The organism is Streptomyces sp. NPDC032091 (genome assembly GCF_055580265.1).
This window is the reverse complement of sequence record NZ_JBVILR010000036.1, coordinates 34352-57393: the sequence shown is the minus strand read 5'-3', so window position 1 is coordinate 57393 and position 23042 is coordinate 34352. Positions and strand designations below refer to the sequence as shown.

General features: G+C 72.7%; 20 protein-coding genes. All 20 read right to left on the bottom strand.

All coding sequences use genetic code 11. The annotated features are described in order from the left end of the window. Positions 1-7: 7 nt before the first annotated feature. The 20 genes from metK to ACZ5NJ_RS35895 all read right to left on the bottom strand — a co-directional run bounded on the left by metK (position 8) and on the right by ACZ5NJ_RS35895 (position 23027). A complete protein-coding gene (metK, locus tag ACZ5NJ_RS35990) occupies positions 8-1216 on the bottom strand; it encodes a methionine adenosyltransferase (RefSeq protein WP_468770736.1) in 1209 nt (402 codons plus the stop codon). Between the two features lie 250 nt (positions 1217-1466). Continuing rightward, entirely contained in the window at positions 1467-2255 is a 789-nt protein-coding gene (locus tag ACZ5NJ_RS35985) for an AfsR/SARP family transcriptional regulator (protein WP_468770735.1), read from the bottom strand. 241 nt (positions 2256-2496) lie between these two features. Continuing rightward, on the bottom strand, positions 2497-6345 hold the full coding sequence (locus tag ACZ5NJ_RS35980) for an amino acid adenylation domain-containing protein (protein ID WP_468770732.1): 3849 nt from the start codon (positions 6343-6345) through the stop codon (positions 2497-2499). Positions 6346-6449: 104 nt separating this feature from the next. Then, positions 6450-7391 carry a ribose-phosphate diphosphokinase gene (locus ACZ5NJ_RS35975; protein WP_468770756.1) on the bottom strand — a complete coding sequence of 314 codons (942 nt, stop codon included), beginning with the start codon at positions 7389-7391 and terminating at the stop codon, positions 6450-6452. 14 nt (positions 7392-7405) lie between these two features. Further along, on the bottom strand, positions 7406-8350 hold the full coding sequence (locus ACZ5NJ_RS35970; RefSeq protein ID WP_468770731.1) for a pseudouridine-5'-phosphate glycosidase: 945 nt from the start codon (positions 8348-8350) through the stop codon (positions 7406-7408). Positions 8351-8360: 10 nt separating this feature from the next. Continuing rightward, on the bottom strand, positions 8361-8594 hold the full coding sequence (locus ACZ5NJ_RS35965) for a tautomerase family protein (protein WP_468770729.1): 234 nt from the start codon (positions 8592-8594) through the stop codon (positions 8361-8363). A 141-nt stretch (positions 8595-8735) separates the two neighbouring features. Continuing rightward, complete coding sequence (locus tag ACZ5NJ_RS35960) at positions 8736-9659, bottom strand: DMT family transporter (protein WP_468770727.1); 924 nt, start codon at positions 9657-9659, stop codon at positions 8736-8738. Then, the gene (gene upp, locus ACZ5NJ_RS35955; RefSeq protein ID WP_468770725.1) at positions 9659-10324 is read right to left on the bottom strand and encodes a uracil phosphoribosyltransferase; all 666 of its coding nucleotides are present in this window, start codon (positions 10322-10324) and stop codon (positions 9659-9661) included. Before upp ends, ACZ5NJ_RS35960 begins: the two co-directional genes overlap by 1 nt. Before the next feature lie 261 nt (positions 10325-10585). Beyond that, complete coding sequence (locus ACZ5NJ_RS35950) at positions 10586-11488, bottom strand: alpha/beta hydrolase (protein WP_468770723.1); 903 nt, start codon at positions 11486-11488, stop codon at positions 10586-10588. 174 nt (positions 11489-11662) lie between these two features. Continuing rightward, the gene (locus tag ACZ5NJ_RS35945) at positions 11663-12160 is read right to left on the bottom strand and encodes a nuclear transport factor 2 family protein (protein ID WP_468770721.1); all 498 of its coding nucleotides are present in this window, start codon (positions 12158-12160) and stop codon (positions 11663-11665) included. A 35-nt stretch (positions 12161-12195) separates the two neighbouring features. Further along, positions 12196-13500 (bottom strand): lipopolysaccharide biosynthesis protein RfbH, encoded by a 1305-nt coding sequence (rfbH, locus tag ACZ5NJ_RS35940; RefSeq protein ID WP_468770719.1) that lies wholly within the window; start codon positions 13498-13500, stop codon positions 12196-12198. Between the two features lie 85 nt (positions 13501-13585). Continuing rightward, positions 13586-13825, bottom strand: a complete 240-nt coding sequence (locus ACZ5NJ_RS35935) for an acyl-CoA carboxylase subunit epsilon (protein WP_468770717.1) — start codon at positions 13823-13825, stop codon at positions 13586-13588. Between the two features lie 64 nt (positions 13826-13889). Continuing rightward, positions 13890-14843, bottom strand: coding sequence for an ACP S-malonyltransferase (locus tag ACZ5NJ_RS35930; protein ID WP_468770716.1), 954 nt, complete (start codon positions 14841-14843; stop codon positions 13890-13892). A gap of 23 nt (positions 14844-14866) precedes the next feature. After that, positions 14867-15694, bottom strand: coding sequence for a 4'-phosphopantetheinyl transferase family protein (locus ACZ5NJ_RS35925; protein ID WP_468770714.1), 828 nt, complete (start codon positions 15692-15694; stop codon positions 14867-14869). Further along, positions 15691-16053, bottom strand: coding sequence for an acyl carrier protein (locus ACZ5NJ_RS35920; protein WP_468770712.1), 363 nt, complete (start codon positions 16051-16053; stop codon positions 15691-15693). Before ACZ5NJ_RS35920 ends, ACZ5NJ_RS35925 begins: the two co-directional genes overlap by 4 nt. A gap of 70 nt (positions 16054-16123) precedes the next feature. Continuing rightward, positions 16124-17467: an MFS transporter gene (locus ACZ5NJ_RS35915; protein ID WP_468770710.1), complete on the bottom strand. Its 1344-nt coding sequence runs from the start codon at positions 17465-17467 to the stop codon at positions 16124-16126. A gap of 147 nt (positions 17468-17614) precedes the next feature. After that, positions 17615-19978: an SDR family oxidoreductase gene (locus ACZ5NJ_RS35910; protein ID WP_468770709.1), complete on the bottom strand. Its 2364-nt coding sequence runs from the start codon at positions 19976-19978 to the stop codon at positions 17615-17617. Positions 19979-20137: 159 nt separating this feature from the next. Beyond that, positions 20138-20407 (bottom strand): acyl carrier protein, encoded by a 270-nt coding sequence (locus ACZ5NJ_RS35905; RefSeq protein ID WP_468770707.1) that lies wholly within the window; start codon positions 20405-20407, stop codon positions 20138-20140. Between the two features lie 140 nt (positions 20408-20547). Then, positions 20548-21765, bottom strand: coding sequence for a ketosynthase chain-length factor (locus ACZ5NJ_RS35900; RefSeq protein ID WP_468770705.1), 1218 nt, complete (start codon positions 21763-21765; stop codon positions 20548-20550). Next, on the bottom strand, positions 21762-23027 hold the full coding sequence (locus ACZ5NJ_RS35895; protein ID WP_468770704.1) for a beta-ketoacyl-[acyl-carrier-protein] synthase family protein: 1266 nt from the start codon (positions 23025-23027) through the stop codon (positions 21762-21764). The genes ACZ5NJ_RS35900 and ACZ5NJ_RS35895 overlap by 4 nt, the downstream gene beginning before the upstream one ends. Positions 23028-23042: the final 15 nt, after the last annotated feature.

Sequence of the window (23042 nt, the reverse complement as noted above, 5' to 3'; positions counted from 1 at the left end):
ACCGGTGTCAGATGCCGGCGGCGGTGCGGAGGGCGTCGACGCGGTCGGTGCGCTCCCAGGTGAAGTCGGGGAGTTCGCGGCCGAAGTGGCCGTAGGCGGCGGTCTGGGCGTAGATCGGCCGCAGCAGGTCCAGGTCGCGGATGATGGCGGCGGGGCGGAGGTCGAAGACGGTGGAGACGGCTTCCTGGATGCGCTCGTCGGGCAGGGTGCCGGTGCCGAAGGTCTCGACGAACAGGCCGACGGGCTCGGCCTTGCCGATCGCGTACGCGACCTGCACCTCGCAGCGGGCCGCGAGGCCGGCGGCGACGACGTTCTTCGCGACCCAGCGCATCGCGTACGCGGCCGAGCGGTCGACCTTCGACGGGTCCTTGCCGGAGAAGGCGCCGCCACCGTGACGGGCCATACCGCCGTACGTATCGATGATGATCTTGCGGCCGGTCAGACCGGCGTCACCCATCGGGCCGCCGACCTCGAAACGCCCCGTCGGATTGACCAGCAGCCGGTAGCCCTCGGTGTCCAGCTTGATGCCGTCCTCCCCCAGCCGCTTCAGGACGTGCTCGACCACGTGCTCGCGGACGGCCGGGGCGAGGAGGGTCTCCAGGTCGATCTCGGCGGCGTGCTGGGTGGAGACCACCACCGTGTCGAGCCGGACCGGCTTGTCCCCGTCGTACTCGATGGTGACCTGGGTCTTGCCGTCCGGGCGCAGGTACGGGACGGTCCCGTCCTTGCGGACCTGGGTCAGGCGGCGGGAGAGCCGGTGCGCGAGATGGATCGGCAGCGGCATCAGCTCCGGCGTCTCGTCGCAGGCGTACCCGAACATCAGGCCCTGGTCACCCGCTCCCTGCCGGTCGAGCTCGTCCTCGTCGCCCTCCACCCGCGACTCGTACGCGGTGTCGACACCCTGCGCGATGTCCGGCGACTGCGCCCCGATGGACACCGACACCCCGCACGAGGCGCCGTCGAAGCCCTTCTTCGAGGAGTCGTAGCCGATCTCCAGGATCTTCTCGCGGACGAGCTGGGCGATCGGGGCGTACGCCTTCGTCGTCACCTCGCCCGCGATATGCACCAGACCCGTGGTGATCAGCGTCTCCACGGCCACGCGCGAGGCCGGGTCCTGGCGCAGCAGCGCGTCGAGGACGGTGTCGCTGATCTGATCGGCGATCTTGTCGGGGTGGCCCTCGGTCACGGACTCCGAGGTGAACAGACGACGGGACATGCGGCTTCCTCCTGTGTACGACCCTGTGCACGGCCGGAATGGCGACCGTCTCCGACCTCCCTGGAGCCCCACTCGAACGCGGCGTGACACGGCACGGCCCGCGTCAGGTGATAACGCCCATGACCTGCCCGTCCGCGCCCGCATCCCGCTCGGCGCCCCGATCGCACCGGCGTGGGACGACGTCCGTGTCCACCAGCTCGGACGCCCCGGGAAGTAGGACGGGCCCTCGTGGTGGCTCCGATCGGCCGGGTCAGACGGCCGTGCTCCCCGCGAACCGGTCACCGCGCGTCGGGCCCAGCAGGCCGCCGTGGAGGCGCTTGAGTTCCGCCGAGGGCTCCAGGCCCAGTTCCTCGGCGAGCAGCAGGCGCACCTTCTGGTAGGCCTGGAGGGCCTCCGCCCGCCGTCCCGCGGCGCCGAGCGCGCCGATGAGCCGGCTGTGGAACCACTCGTTGAGCGGGTAGTCGCTGATCAGCTTGCGCAGCTCCGGTATGGACTCGCGGTGGCGGCCCAGCGCCTCCTGCGCCTCGATGCGGGTCTCGAAGGCCCGGATCCGCAGCTCCTCCAGGTGCACGACGTGCCCGGCGAGCACGTCCCCGGCCGGGAAGTTCGACAGGGCGGGGCCGCGCCACAGGTCGAGCGCCCGGCCGACCGTGCGCAGGGCCCTGTGGGGTTCCTCCTCGGCCAGTTCCCAGCGGGCCCGGGTGACGAGGCGCTCGAAGACGCGTACGTCGACCTCGGAGTCCTCGACGTTCATCACGTAGCCGGCGGCGGTGGTGGCGATCAGGCAGCGGCCGGCGGGCGCCAGCCGCTCCTGCGCGAACATCCGGCGGGCGTGGTAGACGTACGTCTGGAGCGTCGTGACGGCGCTGCGCGGGGGGTTCTCGCCCCACAGCTCCCGGATGAGGGCCTCGGCCGTGACGATCTCGCCGGGCCGGGTGAGCAGCAGCGCGAGCGTCTGGCAGACCTTGGGGGTCCCGGGCTGATAGGTCCTGCCGTCGTCGGTGACGATCTCGAAGGGGCCGATGAGATTGAAGCGCATGGAAGATGACTCCTCATCAGCGAAAACCACGGAAAACGGGACGGGTGGAATTACCAGAAGTGTCTTGCGCCGGTAATGCACGCGTCAACAGGGCGCATGTCAGAACGCGGTGAATTTGCGTCAGAATTGAGCCGCCTACTGGCCGGTTCTCCCCGTCTCGGGAAACACGAAAAGACGGCCGCCCCGCCGGGGAAATCCGGCGGGGCGGCCGTCTTCATTCGGACCGCTTTCCCCTAGGCGCTCACTCGCCGAGCAGGTAGCGGATGTGCTTCACCAGCTCGCCGACGTCCTCGCGCAGCAGGCTGTAGTGGTCGGCGACGAGCTCGATGACCGTCGGCGCCTCGGCCGAGTAGCCGCTGCTGTTCTCCAGGAAGGAGTAGTCGTCGCCCACGGCCTTGAAGATGCTGATCGGCGCCTGGAGGGTGCGCTCGGCCAGCTCGTGGAAGGAGTACTCGAATTCGTAGGTCTGGCCCACGACCGAGATGATCCGGCGGGCGAGGTCGATGTCGATCCCCTTGAGCTCGCTGATGAACTCGGCGAAGGACGCCTCGTCCGTCACGGTCTCCAGGCACCGCTCCAGGTCCGGACCGGAAATGGTGCCGGTGAAGACGGAGAAGAGGATCGTGGTGTAGCCGCGGTTGGCGAAGGACGCCTCGCGGCCCCACACCTTGCCGTTCTCGGCGCGCACCTTCGGGGAGCCCGGCGCGATCAGGAAGAGGTTGTCCACCTTCTCGCCCGCCTGCTCCAGCTGATAGGCGGTCTCGAAGGCCACGCGGGCGCCGAAGGAGTAGCCCCACAGGGTGTAGGGGCCGGTCGGCTGGAGCTCCTTGATGGCCTCGATGTCCTTCTTGGCCATCTCGGTGATCGTCTCGTACGGGGTCTCGCCCTCGTTGATGCCGTGGGACTGGACTCCGTAGAACGAGCGGCCGAGGCCGATCTCGCCGGCCAGGGCGCGCAGGTTCATCGGGTAGCCGCCCAGGCCCGGCCAGCAGATCACGGGCTTGGCCTTGCCGGTCTCCGCGTGCAGGCGCACCAGGCGCGAGGACTCCTGGGCGACCTCGCGCTCCAGGCGGCGGGCCAGCTTCTCGATGGTCGGGGACTCCAGGACGCTCTGCAGCGGCAGGGAGACGCCCAGGCGGGAGTTGAGCTCGCGGACGAGGCCGACGGCGATCAGCGAGTTGCCGCCCGACTCGAAGAAGTCGTCCTGGACGGAGGCGTTCTCACGGCGCAGGGACTTCTCCCAGACGGCCGCGATCTCCTTCTCGGTCTCCGTGCGCGGGGCGACGAAGGGGCGCTCCACGAGCTCGGCGTTGACCTGGTCGGAGACGGCGAGCGCCTTGACGTCGATCTTGCCGTTGGCGGACAGCGGCAGCCGCTCGAAGACCACGACCCGGTTGGGGATCATGTAGTCGGGCAGGAAGCTGACGAGGTCGTCGCGGATGAGCTCGGCCGGACCGCGCATGTGGACGCTGTCCTCGCGCATGCCCTCGTGCTCGATCTGCTCGTCGCTGACGCGGCCGCCGACGAAGAAGTACATCGGGCCGCTGTCCACGCCGTTCTGGGCGAGGACGGCGTCCATGCGGCGCGAGGCCGGCAGCGGGTTGCCCGTCTTGGAGCTGTAGCCGGAGGACATGAAGCCCAGGTTCAGCCCGTTCATCATCAGGTGCTGGAGCTTCTTGCCGAGGGTGATGTACTTCAGCCACTCCTCCTCGGCGCGGCTGTAGACGCTGATGCCGAAGCTGGCGGCCCGGTACACCGACTGGTTGATGGCGATGACGTGCTTCTTGAGGACGATGTCGTCCGAGAAGCGGGTCAGCTCGCCGTTCTCGTAGCGGTACTGGCCCTCGGGCAGGCCGGCGACCTTGCTGCCGTGCGTCTGGACGTAGACCTCGGCGTGGTCCTCGCGCGGGCCCGCGTGCGGGACCAGCTCGAAGGTGCCCAGGTAGTAGTCCTCGTCGGCGACGTCGAGGAGGTCCTTGACGGCCGGCTCGTAGGCGCGGTCGTGGATGTCCAGGCCGTAGGCCGGCAGGACCTGCTCGAAGAGGCCGACCATGTGGCCGGTCTCGATCTCCAGGACTTCGAGGATGTTGTTCTTGTAGACCGGCTCGATGCCGCTCTTCTTGCCGATGAAGTGGATCTGCGCCGTGGCCTTGCCGGTGGCCTCGCGCTCGCTGATGAGGACGAGCTGGTGGCGGACCGGCTGGTAGTAGTAGTAGCCCGGCTTCAGACCGCCGACGCCCTCCAGCTCGAAGTACATCTGCGTCGCGTACAGCGCGCCCGGGGAGGCGTAACCGTACTTGGGCAGGAGGCGCTCCTCGCTGATGTACTGGCCGAACCAGCGCAGGATCTGGCCGAGCTCGGCGGGGGCCAGGTCGGCCGCCTTGCGCGAGTAGCCGGCGGTGACCTTGGCGCCGAGCAGGCCGAGCAGGTCGGCCTGGGTGACGGCGCCGCCCTCGTAGAAGCGGTACGTCTTGCGGGCGAAGACCCGGGCGCGCTGCTCGGGGGTGGGCTCGGCGCCCTCCAGGTCGAACGCCTGGCGGGCGGCCAGCTCGGCGTCGTCGCGCAGGCCCGGGTTGGACAGCTGCGCCTTGACCTGGAGCTTGCTCTTCTTCGAGGCGTGGTGGGAGCCGTGGTTGCCCTGGTCCATCAGGGCGGCTTCCTTCTCGCTGAGCTCGATGCAGGCGATCAGGTTCTGGAAGCCGGTGCGACCGTCGTTCTTGACGATGACGGCGGCGTTGCGGACCCAGTCGTGGTTCTCGATCGCCAGGGATATCTCGTCCAGCTCGACGCGGTAGCCGCGCAGCTTGACCTGGTTGTCGGCGCGGCCGGCGAACTGCACGGTGCCGTCGGCGTTCCACTGGCCGAGGTCGCCCGTCTTGTACAGGCGGACGGGGTCGGCGCCCTCCTCCAGCCGGATCTCCAGGAAGCGCTCGGCGGTCAGGTCGTCGCGGTGCAGGTAGCCGCGGGCCAGCTGGACGCCGCCGATGTACAGCTCGCCGATCTCCCCGACGCCGACCGGCTTGAGGGTCTCCTTGTCGAGGATGTGGTACGTGGTGCCGTGCACCGGGGCGCCGATGGAGATGGACTGCGGGCCCTCGTCCAGGTCGGCGGGGTCCACGGGGAACGAGGACGAGTTGATCGTCGTCTCGGTCGGCCCGTAGACGTTGATGAGGGCGCGGCCGGGCATCTCCTGCGTGGTCTGGATCGCCAGCAGGCGGGAGAGGGCCTCGCCACCGCTGAAGATCTGCTGGAGGGAGACGCACTCGGGGAACTTCTCGGTGTCGAGCAGGCCCTGGAGCAGGGTCGGGACGCACTGGAGGGTGGTCACGTTGTGCTTGACGATCGTCTCGATGAGGCCCTCGGGGTCGGCGTAGACGCCGGGGGCGCCCATGACGACGGTCGCGCCGTTGGCCGGGGAGAGGATCTCCCACTGGGCGGCGTCGAAGCTCATCGGGGTCTTCTGCAGGATGACCTTGCTGCGGTCGATCGCATAGGTCTCGCGCAGCCAGCGGAGCTGGTTGACGATGCTGCGGTGCTCGATCATCACACCCTTCGGCTTGCCCGTGCTGCCGGAGGTGTAGATGACGTACGCGAGGGTGTCCGGGCGGGCGCCGGCGCGGGGGGCGCCGTCCTGGCCCTCGGGGCGGACGAAGGCCTCGGACTCGCGCAGGGTCACGATGGTGACGTCCTGCGGGGCGAGGTCGCGCAGGCGGGCCACCAGGCGCTGCTGCGCCAGGATGATCTTCGCCTGGCTGTTCTCGATCATGTAGCGGAGCCGGTCCTCGGGGTACTCCGGGGACAGCGGCAGGTAGGCGGCCCCGGCGTTCAGGATGCCCCAGGCGCCGACCATCAGGTCGATGGACGGCTCGACGAAGAGGCCGACGCAGTCGTCCGCCGAGACGCCGAGGTGCTCCAGGTAGTCGGCCAGGGCCGCGCTTCTGGACGCGAGCTCCCGGAAGGTGAGCTTGTCGTCCCGGTAGGCGACCGCGATCGCCTCGGGGTGCTCGGCCACTCGCTCCGCGAGCAGTCCGGGCAACGTCGTGGTCCCCTGCAGAGTGGGCTCAAGCACGCTGGTCTCCTGAAGAGTCATTTCCCGCTTCCTTATGACGTTCCGTTGTGGAGCGGCTCGGTGCGTGCGGCCGCCTCCCCCTTCGGACGGACGGGCCCCCGTCGGGCCCGTATCCGTCCGGGCGATCACCGGCTCTGCAGGAGCCGGGTTACTGATCCGTTCTCGAACACCGCGCGCGTGGCGCCGGCGATGAGGGGTGCGACGGACAGGACGGTGATCTTGTCCAGTCCGAGCCCCCCGGGCACCGGCAGGGTGTCCGTGAAGACGAACTCGCTGACCCGCGAGTTCTTCAGGCGGTCCGCCGCGGGGCCGGAAAGCACCCCGTGCGTGGCCGCCACGATGACGTCCCGCGCCCCCTGTGCGAAGAGGGCGTCGGCGGCGGCACAGATCGTGCCGCCGGTGTCGATCATGTCGTCGACCAGGACGCAGACGCGGTCGCGGACCTCGCCGACCACCTCGTGCGCGGTGACCTGGTGGGCCACCTCCTTGTCGCGCCGCTTGTGGACGATGGCCAGCGGAGCGCCGAGGCGGTCGCACCAGCCGTCGGCCACGCGCACGCGGCCGGCGTCGGGCGAGACCACGGTCAGCGCCTCGCGGTCCACCTCGGAGCCGATGTGGTCCGCGAGGACCGGCATGGCGGAGAGGTGGTCCACCGGGCCGTCGAAGAAGCCCTGGATCTGGTCGGCGTGCAGGTCGACCGTCAGGATCCGGTCCGCACCCGCGGTCTTGAGCAGGTCCGCCACCAGGCGGGCCGAGATGGGTTCCCGGCCGCTGTGCTTGCGGTCCTGGCGCGCGTAACCGTAGAAGGGCAGGATCACGGTCACGCTGCGCGCGGAGGCCCTCTTCAGCGCGTCGACCATGATGAGCTGTTCCATGATCGACTTATTGATGGGGGCCGTGTGGCTCTGGACGACGAAGCAGTCCGCGCCGCGCACGGAGGCGTGGTAGCGGATGTAGATCTCGCCGTTGGCGAAGTCGATCGCCTTCGTCGGGACCAGCTCGGTGCCCAGTTCCGTCGCGATGGCCTCGGCCAGCCCGGGATGCGCCCGTCCCGAGAAGAGCAGCATCCGGCCGGTGCCGCTCACGCGGCGCCGATCCCGGCGAGGTGCGCGGAGTGCGCGACGGCCAGCCGGCCCGCCGCCTCGGCGCAGGAGGCGAGGACGGCCATGTTGGCCTTGGCCGAGCGGCCGTCGGTGGCGGCGTCGACGGCGCGCATCAGGTACTTGGTGATGGCCTGGCCGGAGACCCCGTCGCGGGCCGCCTCGGCGACCGCGGCCCGGATGGCCGTGTCCACCTCGGCGGAGTCGATGGCGTCCTCCTCCCGCACCGGGGTGGTGATCAGGAAGGAGCTGTTGTTGCCGAGCGCCCAGTGGGCCTCGATGGCGCGGGCGATGACCCGCTCGTCGTCCAGGCGGTGGGGCGCCTTGTGGCCGCTCGTACGGCAGTAGAACGCGGGGAAGTCGTCCGAGCGGTAGGCGACGACGGGGACGCACTGCGTCTCCAGGTACTCCAGGGTCAGCCCGAGGTCGAGGATCATCTTGGCGCCCGCGCAGACCACCGCGACCTTGGAGCGGGTGAACTGGATCAGGTCGGAGGAGACGTCCCAGGTGTCCTGGGCGCCCCGGTGCACGCCCCCGATGCCGGCGGAGGAGAAGAAGGGGATCCCCGCGAGCTCGGCGGCGACGACGGAGGAGGCGACGGTGGTGGCGCCGAGGCCGCCCTGCGCCAGGATGACCGGCAGGTCCCGGCTGGACACCTTGGGGATGCCCGGCAGGGAGGCGAACCGCTCGATGTCGGCGTCCGACATGCCCACGCGGATCTCGCCGGCCTCGATGCAGATCGTCGCCGGGACGGCGCCGCCGGCCCGTACCGCGTCCTCCACCTTGCGGGCGGTGGCCGCGTTGTCCGGGTAGGGCAGGCCGTGGGTGATGACGTTGCTCTCCAGGGCGACGACGGCCTTGCCTTCGTGGAGGGCCTCACGGACCTCCTCGGTGTAGACGACGGGGATGCCGCTGCTTGCGCTCATCGGGTCTCTCTCAACTCTCGTTCCAGTAGCCGGGCCGCTTGACCAGCAGCTCGCGGCGGGCCGCGATCTCGGAGAGGACCTGCTCCTCCCAGTCCTCCGGCCTGATCGGCTCCAGGGAGATCGAGACGGTGTCCTCGCCGGTGGCGAAGGCCTTCGTCACGGCGGCGGTGACCGCCTCGTCGACCGCACGGAGCTGCTCGGCCGTGAATTCCCTGGGGTAGTGCCTGATGTGGACGTGGGGCACGGCTGCGGTCCTCTCACGAGTCGTTCGTGCAGGGGGGTTGGTGGCACACCGCGGACGGGGGAGGCCGCGGTGTGCCACCACCGCTCCCCGCCCGCCTCGGGGGCGGGAACGGGCGGGGAGTCCGGGGCGGGTCTCCGCGGCTTACGCCTGGACGGATTCCCGCCGGGTCTTCGCGGCCGCATCCGGCTCCGGCTCGGGCCGGGGCCGGCCCTTGCGCGGCTGGGCCAGGACCACGGACGCCACCACGGTCAGGGCCCCGACGATCTGGATCGGCGAGAGCGACTGGTCGAGGACGAAGTAGCCGAGCAGGGTGGCCGCCAGGGGCGAGGCGAAGCTCAGGAACGAGACGGCCAGCGCGGGCAGCCGGGCCACACCGCGGAACCAGATGGCGTAGGCGAACAGGGCCCCGATGATGCCGAGGTAGGCGAAGCCCAGGAGGTTCTTGCCGGTGATCTCGTCCGGCAGGCCCTCGCCGATCAGCGCCACCGGCAGCAGCACCAGGCCGCCGACGGTGAGCTGCCAGCCCGTGAAGGGCAGCAGGCCCACGCCCTCGGGGCGTCCCCAGCGCTTGGTGAGCACGATGCCCGAGGCCATGCTGAGCGCGCCCAGCAGACCGGCGACGACACCGGTGGTGTTGAGCCCGGCGTTCGGCTGGAGGACCAGCAGGGCCACGCCGGCCGCGCCGAGGGCGCAGGAGACCAGGTGGACCGGCTTGATCTTCTCCTTCAGCAGGGCGACGCCGAGCAGGAGCACGATCATCGGCTGGATCGACATCACCAGCGCCGCGACGCCGCCCGGCAGGTGGTAGGCGGCCACGAAGAGCAGGTAGAAGAAGGCGCCGATGTTCAGCACGCCGAGCACCAGCGCACGCCACCACCAGATGCCCTTGGGCAGCGTCCGGCCGATGAGCACCAGGATCAGGCCGGCGGGCAGGGCACGGAGCAGGGAGGCCAGCAGCGGCCGGCCCGCCGGCAGCAGCTCGGTGGTGACCAGGTACGTGGAGCCCCAGATCGCGGGCGCCAGTGCCGTCAGCGCGGAGTCGGCGAAGGTACGGCTGCTCCTCATCAGGCCACGGCCGAGTCGGTCGTACCGAAGTACCGGTCCCCGAAGTCGCCGATGCCCGGGATCATGAACGCGTTCTCGTTGAGGCGCTGTTCGATCGAGGAGGTGACGATCTTGACCCGCGGGTGTGCGGCGTGGACGGCGGCGATGCCCTCTGGGGAGGCGAGGAAGTTGACGAACACGATGTTCTCCTCGCGGACGCCGGAGTCGAGGAGCACCGCGATGGCCGCCTTGGCGCTGCCGCCGGTGGCGAGCATCGGCTCCAGGAGCAGGACGTGCCGGTCGGCGATGTCCTCGGGGAAGTTCTTGTAGTAGAGGTGCGGCTGCTTGGTGGTCTTGTCCCGCTGGATGAGCAGCTTGCCGACGGTGATGTCGGGGATGACCTGGCGCAGTTCGTCGAGCATGGAGTCACCGGCCCGGACCACGGGTACGGCACACAGCTGGGGACCGAGTCTCAGTCCCTCGTACGTCTCTCCGACCGGTGTGATGGCCTCGTGCCGGTCGAACGGCAGCTGGTCGAGCGCCGATTCGAGCAGGAGGCGGATGATGCGCCGGGAGTAGAGCACGAAGTCCGCGCGGGAGGCTCTGCGGTCACGGACGATCGTGTGCATGGCGCGGAGCTGGTTGGTCTGCGGCAGCGGGTGGACATTGTGGTGGCCGGTCGCCATGAGAAACCTGCTTCTCGTCGGTCGTGGAGACGTGCTGCGGCCGGGCCCGGGGCCTTGCGGGACTCCGGGAGCCGCAACGGGGGGGTGGGGTGCGCCAAAAGAGCTGGTGAATCAAACTGACGTACGAGAGTTTGAGTCGAAGCATCCCGGTATGACGGCTTTGCTATAAGTCGCGGGATGCTCACGAAAAGAGTCGTTGGTCCCGATCTCCTGGTCAACGGGCCACATGTCAGATCCTCGTCAACCTTCTACATTTCCGCGTCAGTTGGGGCCTGGACCCCGCCCGGTCCCCGCCTCGCGGGGCAGCAGACACTCCTCCAGGAAGGCCATGACCCGCAGGTGGTAGGCGCGGGAGGCCCATCCCAGACTGATGTTGTGTCCAGCATGCGGCTGGACCGCCACCTCTGTGGAGGCCCCGGTCAGCGGAGTCAGCAGTTCCTCCATCGCCGTCCGGTCCCGCCTCCACCACAGCTCCTGTTCGGCGAAGGTGAAGCGGACGGGGGCCCTCACTCCGGCGGCCACGGCGGGGTACGCGTCGGGCCACAGCGGGGTCTCCCGCGCCTCCTCGGCGGGGACCGGGCGCACCAGGCCGGTACAGGCCCGGAAGGCCTCCGGCGGGTAGAAGCGCAGCGCGCCCCAGTGCCGGCGCCACTGCCCGGGGAAGTCCGCCCCGGGCAGCTGCCCGGGCTCCACCGCGAAGTGCCGGCCGACGCCGCACAGGTCCACGCCGAGCGGCGCCGTGCGGCCCCGGGCGGCGGCCGCCGCGGACAGCGCGAGGCGGCCGCCGTTGGAGTGGGCCACGAGGAACCAGCCCGCGCCCGTCTCGTGGCCGCGCGCGTACCCGTCGAGGGCGGCGAGCAGGGCGGCCGTCTGCCCGGCGAGGTCCAGCCCGCGGGGCACGGCGGCCGCCGAGGCCCCGTAGCCGGGCCGGTCCAGGGAGAGCACGGCGAAGCCCAGCGAGGCGCCGAGCTCCAGCAGGGAGAACCCCGGCCGCACCCGGCTGTCGAAGTAGCCCGCGCTCATCCCCGCCCCGTGCAGGGCCACCACCACGGCCCGCGGCACGGGGTCCGCGGGCAGGGCGAGCAGCCCCGACAGCGGGATCCCGTCCGCGTCGAGGACGACGGACCGCACCGGCGGCGCGGCGATGGACGGGGTGGGGTGCATGGGGGTCTCCGGGGCTGGGTCGGCGTCCCGCCGGGGATCCCCGGCGGGTTCAGGCGGTCCGGGCCGGCGGGCGCGGCCGGTCCGGGGCGGGGCGTACGGCCCGGCCGCGGGTGAGGGCGAGCCCCCAGACGGCCCTGCGCCGCAGGAGCGTGGTCAGGCGCGGCGCCGGGCGGCTCACAGCGGGACCCCCGCGAGCTCGGGCAGGCGGACGCCGGAGTCCCACACGACGCGGAAGGCGACGTGGCTCAGCCGCCATCCGTCCGGGGTGCGCACGGCGCGGGCCTCGGTGTGCCCGCCGACGTCGAAGTGGGCCGCGGGGCCCGCTCCGGCGTGGTGGACGTGGGTGGTCAGCTGCTGGGCCCGGACGACGGCCCGGTCCCCGTCGACGGTGATGGAGTGGTTGGCGCTCACGTGGTGCGTACGCGCCCACCGCTCCCGGGCCTCGCGCTGGAAGGCGACGAAGGCCCCGGCTCCCGTGCACACGCCGATCGGGAAGGCGAAGGTGGCGTCCTCGGTGAACAGCCCGGCGAAGCGGGCCTCGTCCGGGCCGGCCCCGTCGAAGGTGTCCAGGGCGGCGACGTAGCGGTCGAACAGCTCGCGCAGCTCGGCGTGGTCGCGCAGCACCCGTATCTGCTCGCGCAGGTCCGCGATGGTGTCATGGGTCGATGGCATGGCCTCTCCTGCGGGCGGACTCACGGGACGGGCGGTCAGGAGTGTCCGCCCACGAACTCCTTGACCGAGGCGATGACGTAGTCGAGCATCTCGTCGGTCAGCGCCGGGTAGACGCCGATCCAGAAGGTCTGGTCGGTGACGATGTCGCTGTTGGCGAGGTCGCCGACGATCCGCTGGGGCTGCCCGATGTAGGCCGGGTGGCGGGTGAGGTTGCCCGCGAACAGCCGGCGCGTGCCGATCTTGCGCCCCTCCAGGAAGTCCACCAGGGCGGCCCGGCTGTACGGGGCCTCGGGGTCCACGGTGATCGCGAACCCGAACCAGCTCGGGTCGCTGCGCGGGGTGGCCTCGGGGAGGATCAGGTGCGGCACGCCGTCGAGCCCCTCGCGCAGCCGGCGCCAGTTGCGGCGGCGGGCTGCGCAGAACTCGTCGAGCTTGTCCAGCTGGGTCAGGCCGAGGGCCGCCTGGATGTCGGTGGCCTTCAGGTTGTACCCCACGTGGGAGAAGATGTACTTGTGGTCGTAGCCCTCGGGGAGGGTGCCCATCTGGTAGTCGAAGCGCTTGAGGCACTTGTTGGTCTCGCCCGGCTCGCACCAGCAGTCCCGGCCCCAGTCGCGCAGCGACTCCACGATCCGGGCGAGCGCCAGGTTCGAGGTGAGGACGCAGCCGCCCTCGCCCATGGTCAGGTGGTGGGCGGGGTAGAAGCTGACGGTCGTAATGTCGCCGAAGGTCCCGGTCAGCCGTCCGTCGTAGGTGGAGCCGACCGCGTCGCAGTTGTCCTCGATCAGGAACAGGCCGTGGTCCTCGGCCAGTTGGGCGATCTCGGCGACCTCGAAGGGGTTGCCCAGAGCGTGCGCGATCATGATCGCCCGGGTCTTGGGCCCGATGGCCTGCGCCACCCGGTCGGCGGTGGTGTTGTAGGTGCCCAGCTCGACGTCGACGAAGACGGGCACCAGCCCGTTCTGGATGATCGGGTTGACGGTGGTGGGGAAGCCCGCGGCCACCGTGACGACCTCGTCGCCGGGCCGCAGCCGCCGGTCCTCCAGCAGGTGCGAGGTGAAGGCCGTCAGCGCCAGCAGGTTCGCCGAGGAGCCCGAGTTGACCAGATGGGCCTTGCGCCGCTTGAGGGTGCGGGCGAAGCGGGACTCGAACCGGCGCGAGCTGGGTCCGGCGGCGATCCGCATCTCCAGCGCGGCCTCGACCAGCGCGGTGCGGTCGCGCTCGTCGAGGACCGCGCCGGCGGGCCAGATCTCGGTGGTGCCGGGGACGAAAGGCCGATCGTCCTGCACGTCCTGATGGAACTTGGCGGTCTCGTCGAGGATGAGTCCTTTGTGGACGTTCATGACGGAGTGGGGTCCCTTCCCGGCCCTGACGGCCGATGGAGCGGTGGTACGAGGGACGGCGCGGGGCGGTGGTGCCCCGCGCCGGTCAGGCGGAGCGGGGTGCGGCGGGGCTGTCGCGCCAGGTGCGTGCGCCGTGGAAGGCCCGGGGCCGGCGGGGACAGCTCCAGCCGGCCAGGGTGGGCCCGCCGCCGGCGGTGCCGCCGTGCTGGCCCTCGTACGCCGCCGCCCGGGCCAGGACGACGGCGGTGAGGGCCGCGAGTTCCTCGGCGTCGGGACGCCCCCTGACCACGTGGATGAGCCGGCCGGGCTCCGGATGCCTGTCCATGGACTGCTCCTCGTCTCGTGACGTCCCGCCGGCGTGCACGGCGGCGGATGTGGGTGCCTGCCGGTCAGACCGCGGTGGCGGCGCTCAGGTCGTCCACGGCCTCGGCCAGCCGCTCGGGCGTGTGCGTGCTGTGGACGCGGGCCCCCGGCAGGATGCGGCGGACCAGCCCGCCGAGCACCCGGCCGGGGCCCACCTCCACGAACCGGTCCGTGCCGGAGGCGGCGAGCGTCTCCACCGCCGCGGTCCAGCGCACCGGGCTGGTGAGCTGGCCGCGCAGGGCGACGACGGCGTCGGCGGCCGTCGTGACCCACCCGCCGGTGACACCGGAGACCAGCGGAACGGCCGGGTCGCGGAACTCGGTCGCGATCAGCGTCTCGGTGAACTCCGCCTCGGCCTCGCCGAGCAGGCTGGAGTGGAACGGGCCGCCGGTGCGCAGCCATTCCACCCGTGCCCCGGCCGCCCGGGCCTCCTCGGCCACCCGGGCCACCGCGTCGGCCTGCCCGGAGACCACGGTCTGGCGGGGTTCGTTGTCTCCGGCCACCTCCACGACCTCGCCCGTGGCCGCCCGGGTCTCGGCGCACAGACGCGTCAGGTCCGGGCGGCTGAGGCCGATGACCGCGACCGTGGCGCTGCCGACCCGGTCGCCGACGGTGGCCACCAGTTCGCTGCGGAGCCGGACCAGCCACAGCGCCTCGGTCCACTCCAGGGCGCCCGCGGCGACCATCGCCGCGTACTCGCCCAGGCTGTGGCCGGCCACCGCGTCCGGCTCCAGGCCCCGGCCGCGCAGCACCTCCAGTACGGCCATGCTGGTCAGGAAGGCGGCCGGCTGGGCCACCGTCGGGTCCTCCAGGTCCCGGGGGGACCCTTCGACGCACAGCCGGGACAGCGGGAACCCGAGGAGGTCGTCGGCCACGCGGTAGTAGGTGTCGGCGAGGTCCGGCCGCAGGGCGAGCAGTTCCCTGCCCATGCCGGCGCATTCGGAGCCCTGGCCCGGGAAGACGAAGGCGGTGCGGGTCATCCGGTCACGTCCTTACTTGCGGTTCAACTGGCGAGGACCGTGTCGTCCGGTCCGGGGGCGGCGGAGCCGCACACGGTGTTGCCTGCGGCCAGCCAGGTGTCGGGGACCCACCTGACGTTGACGACCTTGGGGGCCTGGCCCTTCACGGCGACGGCGGCGGCGTGGGTGGTGTCGGCGGGAACGCCGACCATGGTCCAGCCGTCGGGGTGCCGGTCGAGCGAGGTGCCCAGGTAGTCCTCGGCGGGCGACCGGCTCAACCCTGTACCAAGCCCCTTGAGGAACGCTTCCTTGCGCGTCCAGATCTGTCCGAAGAGCTGCCTGCGCGCCTCGCCGGTCCCGGCCTGGGCGATTTCGAGCTGCTCGTCGGGATGCAGTGCCCTGGAGCAGATGTCCACCGTCTCGGCGCCGGGGAGTTTCTCCACGTCAACGCCGAGCGGGACCGTTCCGACGCCGACCATGGCCACGCCCCCGCTGTGCGAGAGGGAGTAGTGCAGGGGCGGCGGCGGGGGCGCCAGCGCCGGGCGGCCGTGCGCCTCGCCGCAGCCGGGGCAGGGTTCGCGCATGAAGCGGACGTCCTGGGGCAGCGTGGCGGTGTACCGTCCGAGCAGTCGGCGCACCGCGACGTGCGCGGCGGCGTACAGCATGCCGTCCGAGGGGCGGATGAAGGCGTCGGCGCGCCTGCGCTCCTCCGCGTCGAGTTCCCCGACCGCGAGGGCGTCGGCGTCCGCGCCGGTGGGGCGGCGGAGCAGCCAGAGGTCGACCCGGTCGGCGGAGAGGGTGAAGTCGGGCCGGTCGAGGCCCTGGTGGTTCACCACCGGGCGGGAGGCCGGCAGCAGCGTGGTAGTGGTCATGCCGGCACCGCTGCCCCGTGCAGGTGGGCCTCGGGCCCGAGCTGGCCGGCGAGGCAGTCGATGAGCTCCTGGGCGCTGTTGGCGAGCAGCAGCCGCTGGAGGTTCACGTCGACGCCGAGCGTGGCCTCCATCCGGTACTGGAGTTCGATGCCGGAGATCGAGCCGATGCCGAGGCAGCCCATGGGGCGGCCCGTGGTGTCGACGAGGTGCGGCTCGATGCCGAGGATCCGGCCGAGCTCCTCGCGCACGTACTGCTCCAGGATGCGGGTGCGCTCGCGGAGCCCGGCGGTGGCCAGGACGGCCATGTCGGGCCGGGTCATGTGGACCAGGCCTGTGGCTGTTTCGTATGTCTGTGACATGTGAAGTGTCGTCATGATGCTTCCCGGTTCGAGGTGGGCAGCCGCCGGTGGGAGAGGGACCCGGCGGCTCTCAGGAGGGGTCGGTCGAAGGGTGTGCGAGGCCGGCGAGGGCCACGCCCGCGCCGGCCAGGCCGACCGCGGTGACCAGCCAGAGCGCCGCGCTCCGGCCGGAGGTCGCGTACAGCGCGGCCGTCAGCGCCGGGGTGAGCGCCGCGCCGAGCTGTACGCAGGTCTGGTAGAGCCCGCCGGCCGCCGTCCGCAGGCCGGGGGGAAGACGGGCGGTCGCCTGCAGGTGCAGCGCGGTGAAGGCGAGCACGAAGGCGAGTCCGACGAGGGACATGGAGGGCAACAGTTCGGCATACCGCGCCCCGCCCGCGCCGGAGTCCGGGTAGAGCGCGTACCCGGCGGGGGCGGCGGCCGCGCCGGCGGCGACGGCCCGCGCCGGTCCCAGCCGGGCGGCGATCCGCCCCGAGCGCAGGGCGGTCAGGGCGAGCGGCGCGCTGGCGGGCAGGAACGCGAGGGCCGTCTCCCAGGAGCTCCAGCCGCCGCGCCGCAGGTCGAGCACGGCCACGAGCAGGAAGCTCACGTAGGAGCCGTTGAGCGCGGCCGCCCCCAGGGCGGAGCGCACGAGCGGTGCGTGCCGCAGCAGGGCGGTGTCCACGAGCGGCCGCGGGGAGGCCCGTTCGGCCCGTACGCCCACGAGCGCCGCGGCCGCGGCGGCGACGGCGCTGCCCCACCGTCCGCGGGCCAGCGCGTCCACCAGCAGCAGCACCGCCCCGGTCAGCGCGCCCCCGGCGGCCACCGCGTGCCACCTCGGACCGCCGCCGGGCCGGGCGGTCTCCCGCGGCACCACCCGCAGCCCGAGGGCGAACAGCGCGAGGGCGACGGGCGCCGGGAACGCCAGGGTCCACCGCCATCCGGCCCCGGTGAGCGACCCGGACAGCAGCAGCCCCGCGCAGAACCCGGCGGCCCCGAACAGCGAGTAGAGGGACACGGACCGCCGCCGGGGTTCCCCCTCGGGGACGGCGGCGAGGATGATCGCGAGTCCGGTGGGTGCGGTCAGCGCGACACAGAAACCTTTCACCACCCGGGTGGCGACCAGCAGGTCCAGGCGGTCGGTCAGCGCACCGCCCAGGGACGCGGCGGCGAAGACGAGCAGCGCCGCGAGGAACACCCGCCGCCGCCCGTACCACTCCACCAGCCGCCCGCCGAGCGGCAGCGCTCCGCCGAACCCGGCGGCGAAGCCGGTGACGATCCACTGCACCCCGGTGACGGAGGCCCCGAGCCCGCTGCCGACGGCCGGCAGCGCCACCAGGGTCGCGGACACCTCCAGGGCGTCCACCAACATGTTCGCGGCGAGCACGGACACCAGAGCCCAACGGGCCCCGACCCGGGCGCCGGAGGAAATGCTCATCGACAACGCTCGCGTTCCGAGGAAAGGGGCGGACCGCCCGGGGAGGGATCCCCGGACGGTCCGCCCGCCGCCGGCGCGGCGCGTGGGATACGACGCCGGCGGAGTCGAAGGGGGCGCGGCCGGGGGCGGAGCCCCCGGGAAACGGTGTCAGCCGAGGAGCGTGCCGCCGGTCGCGTCCACGAAGGACCCGGTGATCCACCGCGCCTCGTCGGTGGCGAGGAAGGCCACCACGTCCGCGACGTCCTCCGGCTCACCGACCCGCCCGAACGCCGACAGCCCCGCCATCTGCTCGACCGCCTCGGGAATGTCGAACACGGGGTTCCCGTTCCGTGTGATCCCCGGCGCGACCGAGTTGATGGTGATGCCGCGCGGCCCGAGCGCCTTCGCGAAGTGCAGGGCGAGCTGTTCCAGCGCGCCCTTGCTCATCGCGTACGCGATCTCGTCCGGGTTGGCGAACCGCGTCAGCCCGGACGAGATGTTGATGATCCGCCCGCCGTCCGGCATGTTCCGCAGCGCCCGCTGGATCAGGAAGAACGGCGCCTTCGCGTTCACCGCGAAGATCCGGTCGAACTGCTCCGGCGTGACCTCGTCCGCCCCGACCCCGCCCATCACCCCGGCGTTGTTCACCAGGACGTGCAGGTCGGTGGAGCCGGTGCGCTCCCGCAGGTCCTCCTCCAGCACGGCGAACAGCCGGTCCACGTCACCGTCGACGCCCAGCTCTCCCCGTACCGCGAAGGCCCGTCCGCCGTCCTTCTCGACCGAGGTGACGACCTCGTGCGCCGCCGCCTCGTCCCGGTGGTAGTGGACGGCGACGAGCGCGCCCTCCTGGGCGAGCCGGATCGCGGCCGCCCGGCCCATGCCCCGGCTCGACCCGGTGACCAGCGCGGTCCGGCCGGAGAGCCGCTCCGCGCCGACCCCGCGCCGGACCCCGTCGAGCACCGCCGCGGCGGTACGGGCGGGCGGCGCCTGCGCCGGGGTGCTGCGCGCGCCGGCGGGCTCCTGCGGGCGCGCGGCGGCGGCCGGCCGTTCGGGCCCGAACCAGCGCGTGAGCGCCTCGTCGAGCGCCCCCGCCCCCGGCCCGTCGGCCCAGACGACGTACCCGTCGGGCCGTACGAGAACGGCGCCCTCGGGCGCGGCCGCCCCACTGGCCCCGGCGGCCACCGACACCGCGGACACGGTCCGGACCCGGTCGCCCCAGGCCCCCGCCGCCTCCGCGAGCTCGGCCCGCCGCGCCTCCTCGCCCGGCGGCAGGAGCAGCAGCCCCCGCCCCGGCCTCAGCAGGCCCAGCGTGGTGGTGGCGCCCTCGGAGGTGGTGACCTCCCAGGCGGGCACCCGCAGCCCGGGCAGTCCACGGCCGTCCTCGCCCACGTCGTGGCGCACCGACAGGCCCGAGACCAGCCCGGCCAGGTGCGTCCGTACGTTCTCGCCGGCGCCCAGCTCCGCGAACACCTCCCGTACCGCGTCCACCTCGGGCCCGCCGAGCAGCAGCAGCGCCTGGGTCCTGACGTTGCTCTGCACGGCCTGCCCGACCGCGTGCCGTTCCTCGTGGTAGGTGTCCAGCAGTGCGTCGGTGCCGTGCCCGGCGACCCGGGCGCCCAGCTTCCAGCCGAGGTTGAAGGCGTCCTGGAGCCCGAGGTTGAGGGCCTGGCCGCCGATCGGCATCTGCTGGTGGGCCGCGTCCCCGGCGAGCAGCAGCGGCCCCCGCCGGTACTCGGAGGCCTGCCGGGAGGCGTCGCCGAACGAGTTCACCCACAGCGGGGTGCCGCCGCCGATGTCCTCGCCGGTGATGCGCTTCCAGGCGTCGGCCACCTCCTCGAAGGAGGGCTGGCCGGTCCGGGGCCGCGCGCCGAACTCGTGCACCATCACCCGGGTGACCCCGTCGGGCCGCCGGGAGGCGACGACGAGGCCGCCGTCCTTGCGCTCGAAGCGCCGGTTGGGGATGTCGATGCCGGCGACGTCCGCGCGCAGCAGCTCGCGTGCGGCGTCGGTGCCGGGGAAGCCGAAGCCGCCGAGCCGGCGCACGGCGCTGTTCTCGCCGTCGCAGCCGACGATGTACGCCGCCCGAAGGGACAGCCGTCCGCCCTCGGTGCGCACGGTGGCCAGCACCCCGTCGCCGGTCACGGTCAGCCCGGTCAGCTCGTGGCCGCGCCGGATGTCCGCGCCCAGGTCGGCGGCCCATTCCCCGAGGATTTCCTCCAGGCGGGTCTGGGCCACCTTCCACTGCCCCGGGTAGGGGCCGGGCAGGCCGAGGTCGAGGGGGATGCCCCCGAAGTGTCCGGCGTTCTCGTGCGGTACGTCGCCGACCTGCTCCAGCAGGCCGCGGCTGTCGAGGACCTCCATGGTGCGGGCGTGCAGGGTGGACGCCCGCGATGCGGAGGTGGGGGCGGTGAGCGTGTCGATCACCACCACGTCCGTGCCCGCCAGCCGGAGTTCTCCGGCGAGCAGCAGTCCGACGGGGCCCGCGCCGACCACGATCACCTGGGTCTCGGTGAGGTCCTGATCGATGGCCATGGGCGTACTCCCTTTCTGTGGGCGGGGGTGGGGGCGGGGTGGGGCGGAGGGGTGGTGGCGGTGTCCGGAGCCGCGGCCCGGCACGGGGCCGCGGCTCCGGCGGTGCCGGCGGGACGGCCTGCCCGGCCTGCCCGGCCGGGCCCGCCCGGTCCGCTCGGCTCAGGCGTCGACGGTGACCCTGAGGCTCGCGTTGACGGCCTCGACGAGGGAGCGCGGGGTGCTGTTGTCGGCGAAGATGTCGTCGTCGAGCGTGATGTCGAACTCGCGCTCGATACGGCTGCCGGTCTCCAGCAGCGCCAGCGACTCGTAGCCGAGCGACTCGAAGTCGACGTCCAGGATGTCGCCGTCGAGGTCGATCTCCTCGTCGGCGCCGGCGCCCTCCAGGAGGATGCGCTTGAGGTCGTCGAAGGTGAATTCCTGCTTGGACACGTGGGGTCCCTTCATCGGAGTTCCGCACCGGTGTTTCCGGCTGCGGGAGTTCGGCGCGGGGTAGGGGGAGCGCCCGCCCCCGCCCGGGAAGCGGGCGGAGGACGGGCGCGGGCGGGGGCCGGGCCGTGCGGCCCGGCCCGTCAGTCGAGTGCGCGCAGCACCACCGCGGAGTTGAAGCCGCCGCGGCCGCGCGCGAGGACCAGGGCGGTGCGCACCGACGCCGTCCGCGGCCGGACGGCCACGAGGTCGATGTCGTAGGCGGGGGAGGGCTCCACGTTGGTGGTGGGCGGGATCAGTCCCTCGCGCATGGCGAGGACCGCCGAGACCACGTCGACGGGGGCCCCGCCCGCGCCGATCCGTCCGGTCGTCGTCTTGGGCGCGGTGACCGGCACGCCGAGCGGTCCGAAGACCGCGGTGATGGCCTCGGCCTCCTCGCGGTCGAGCCGCGGCACGCCCGCCCCGTCGGCGAAGACCACGTCCACCTCGGCCGGGTGGCACCCGGCGTCCGCGAGCGCGGCCAGGGCGGCCCGGCGCAGGCCGGGCTCGCGGCCGCTGCCGGGGCGGGGGTCGAGCGTGGCGCCGTAGCCGGCGAACTCGGCGTAGGCGTCCCTCGCCCCGCGGGCGGCCGCGCTCTCCTCGTCCTCCAGAATGATCAGCGCGCCGCCCTCGCCCGGTACGTAGCCGGAGGCGGCCGCGTCGAAGGGCAGGTAGGCGCGTTCGGGCTCGTCGCGGGTGGACAGGGAGCCGCCGGCGAGGTGCGCGGCCCAGCCGAGCGGGCAGACGGAGGCGTCGAAGCCGCCGGTGGCGATCAGCCGGCTGCCCTTGCGGAGCCGGCGCCGTGCCTGGGCGAGGGCGTCGAGGCCGCCCGCCTGGTCGCCGACGAGGACCCCGGTGGGGCCGCGGAGGTCGTTGCGGACGGCGATCTGGCCGGTGTTGACGGCGTAGAACCAGGCGAAGGTCAGGTACGCGCTGACGTGCTTGGGCCCCTGGCTCCAGAGCTTGCGCAGCTCGTTCTCGCCGAACTCCAGGCCTCCGGACCCGGCCGCGGTGACCACCCCCATGTCGCAGGGGTGGAGGTCCCCGGGGGCCAGGCCCGCGTCCTCGAAGGCGCAGTCGGTGGCGACGAGGGCGAGCTGCGTGACCCGGTCGGTCTGCGGTACGAGGCGGCCCGGCAGGTGCTCCCCGGGGTCGAAGCCGTGGATCTCCCCGGCGAGGCGCGCGGGGTGGCCGGAGGCGTCGAAGCGGGTGACGGGCCCGATGGCGTTCTTGCCGATGCGGGTGGCCGCCCAGAAGTCCTCCACCCCGAGCCCGGTGGGGGCGGCCACGCCGATGCCCGTGACCAGGGTCCTGCCGCTCATGCGGTCCTCCTGTCGGGCCGGGCCAGCACCATCGCGCTCTGGAAACCGCCGAACCCGCTGCCGACGGTGAGGACGGCATCGGTGCGGTGCTCCCGCGCGACGAGCGGGACGTAGTCGAGGTCGCACTGGGGGTCCCTGGTGCGCAGGTTCGCGGTGGGCGGCACGAGGTGGTGGCGCATCGCGAGGACGGACGCGGCGATCTCGATGGACCCCACGGAGCCCAGCGAGTGCCCGATCATCGACTTGACCGAGCTCACCGGGGTGCGGTGGGCGCACGGTCCGAGCGCCAGCTTGTAGGCGGCCGTCTCGTGGGCGTCGTTCTGGCGGGTGCCGGATCCGTGCGCGTTGACGTAGTCGAGGTCGGAGGGGTTCAGGTGCGCCTCGTCGAGGGCCACCGTGATGGCCTCGGCCAGTTCGCGGCCGTCGGGGCGCAGCCCCGTCATGTGGAAGGCGCTGGAGCGGGAGGCGTACCCGGCGACCTCCGCGTAGACGGTGGCGCCGCGGCGGCGGGCGCTGTCGAGCTCCTCCAGGACGAACACGGCGGCGCCCTCGCCGAGGACGAAGCCGCGCCGGGTGGCGTCGAAGGGCCTGGAGGCCCGCGCCGGGTCGTCGTTGAGGCTGGTCGTCGCCTTGACCGCGTCGAAGCACGCCAGGGTGAGGGGCGTGATCGGCGCGTCGGTGGCGCCGGTGACCATGACGTCGGCGCTGCCCTCGCGGATCAGGTCGACGGCGTGCGCGACCGAGTCGATCCCGGAGGTGCAACCGGTGGAGACGACCGTGGCGGGGCCCTCGGCACCGACGGCCCAGGCCACCTCGGTGGCGAAGGAGCCGGGGACGACGTGGTCGTACAGGGCGCCGGGGGCGGCCTGGCCGGGCGCCGGGAGCCGGCCGTGGTCGGCGGCGGCGCGGTAGGCCTTGTCGAGGCTGGACACGGCCCCCACGCCGGTGCCGATGCTGACGCCCGTGCGGTAGGGGTCGAGGCCGGCGAAGTCGAGGCCGCTGTCGGCGACCGCCTCGCGCGCCGCGACCACCCCGAACTGGGTGGCGCGGTCCATGCGGCGGATCTCGTCGTCGGTGAGCCCGTGGAGCTCCGGCAGGAAGTCGGCCTCGGCCGCCACCCGGGAGCGGAAGGGGGAGGCGTCGAAGTGGGTGATCTCCCGCGTGGCCGTACGGCCCGAGCTCAGCAGCTCCCAGAACTCGCGGACGCCGATGCCGCCCGGCGCCAGCACCCCGATGCCCGTGATGACTACCCGGCGGGCCACGACCGGTGCCCTCCC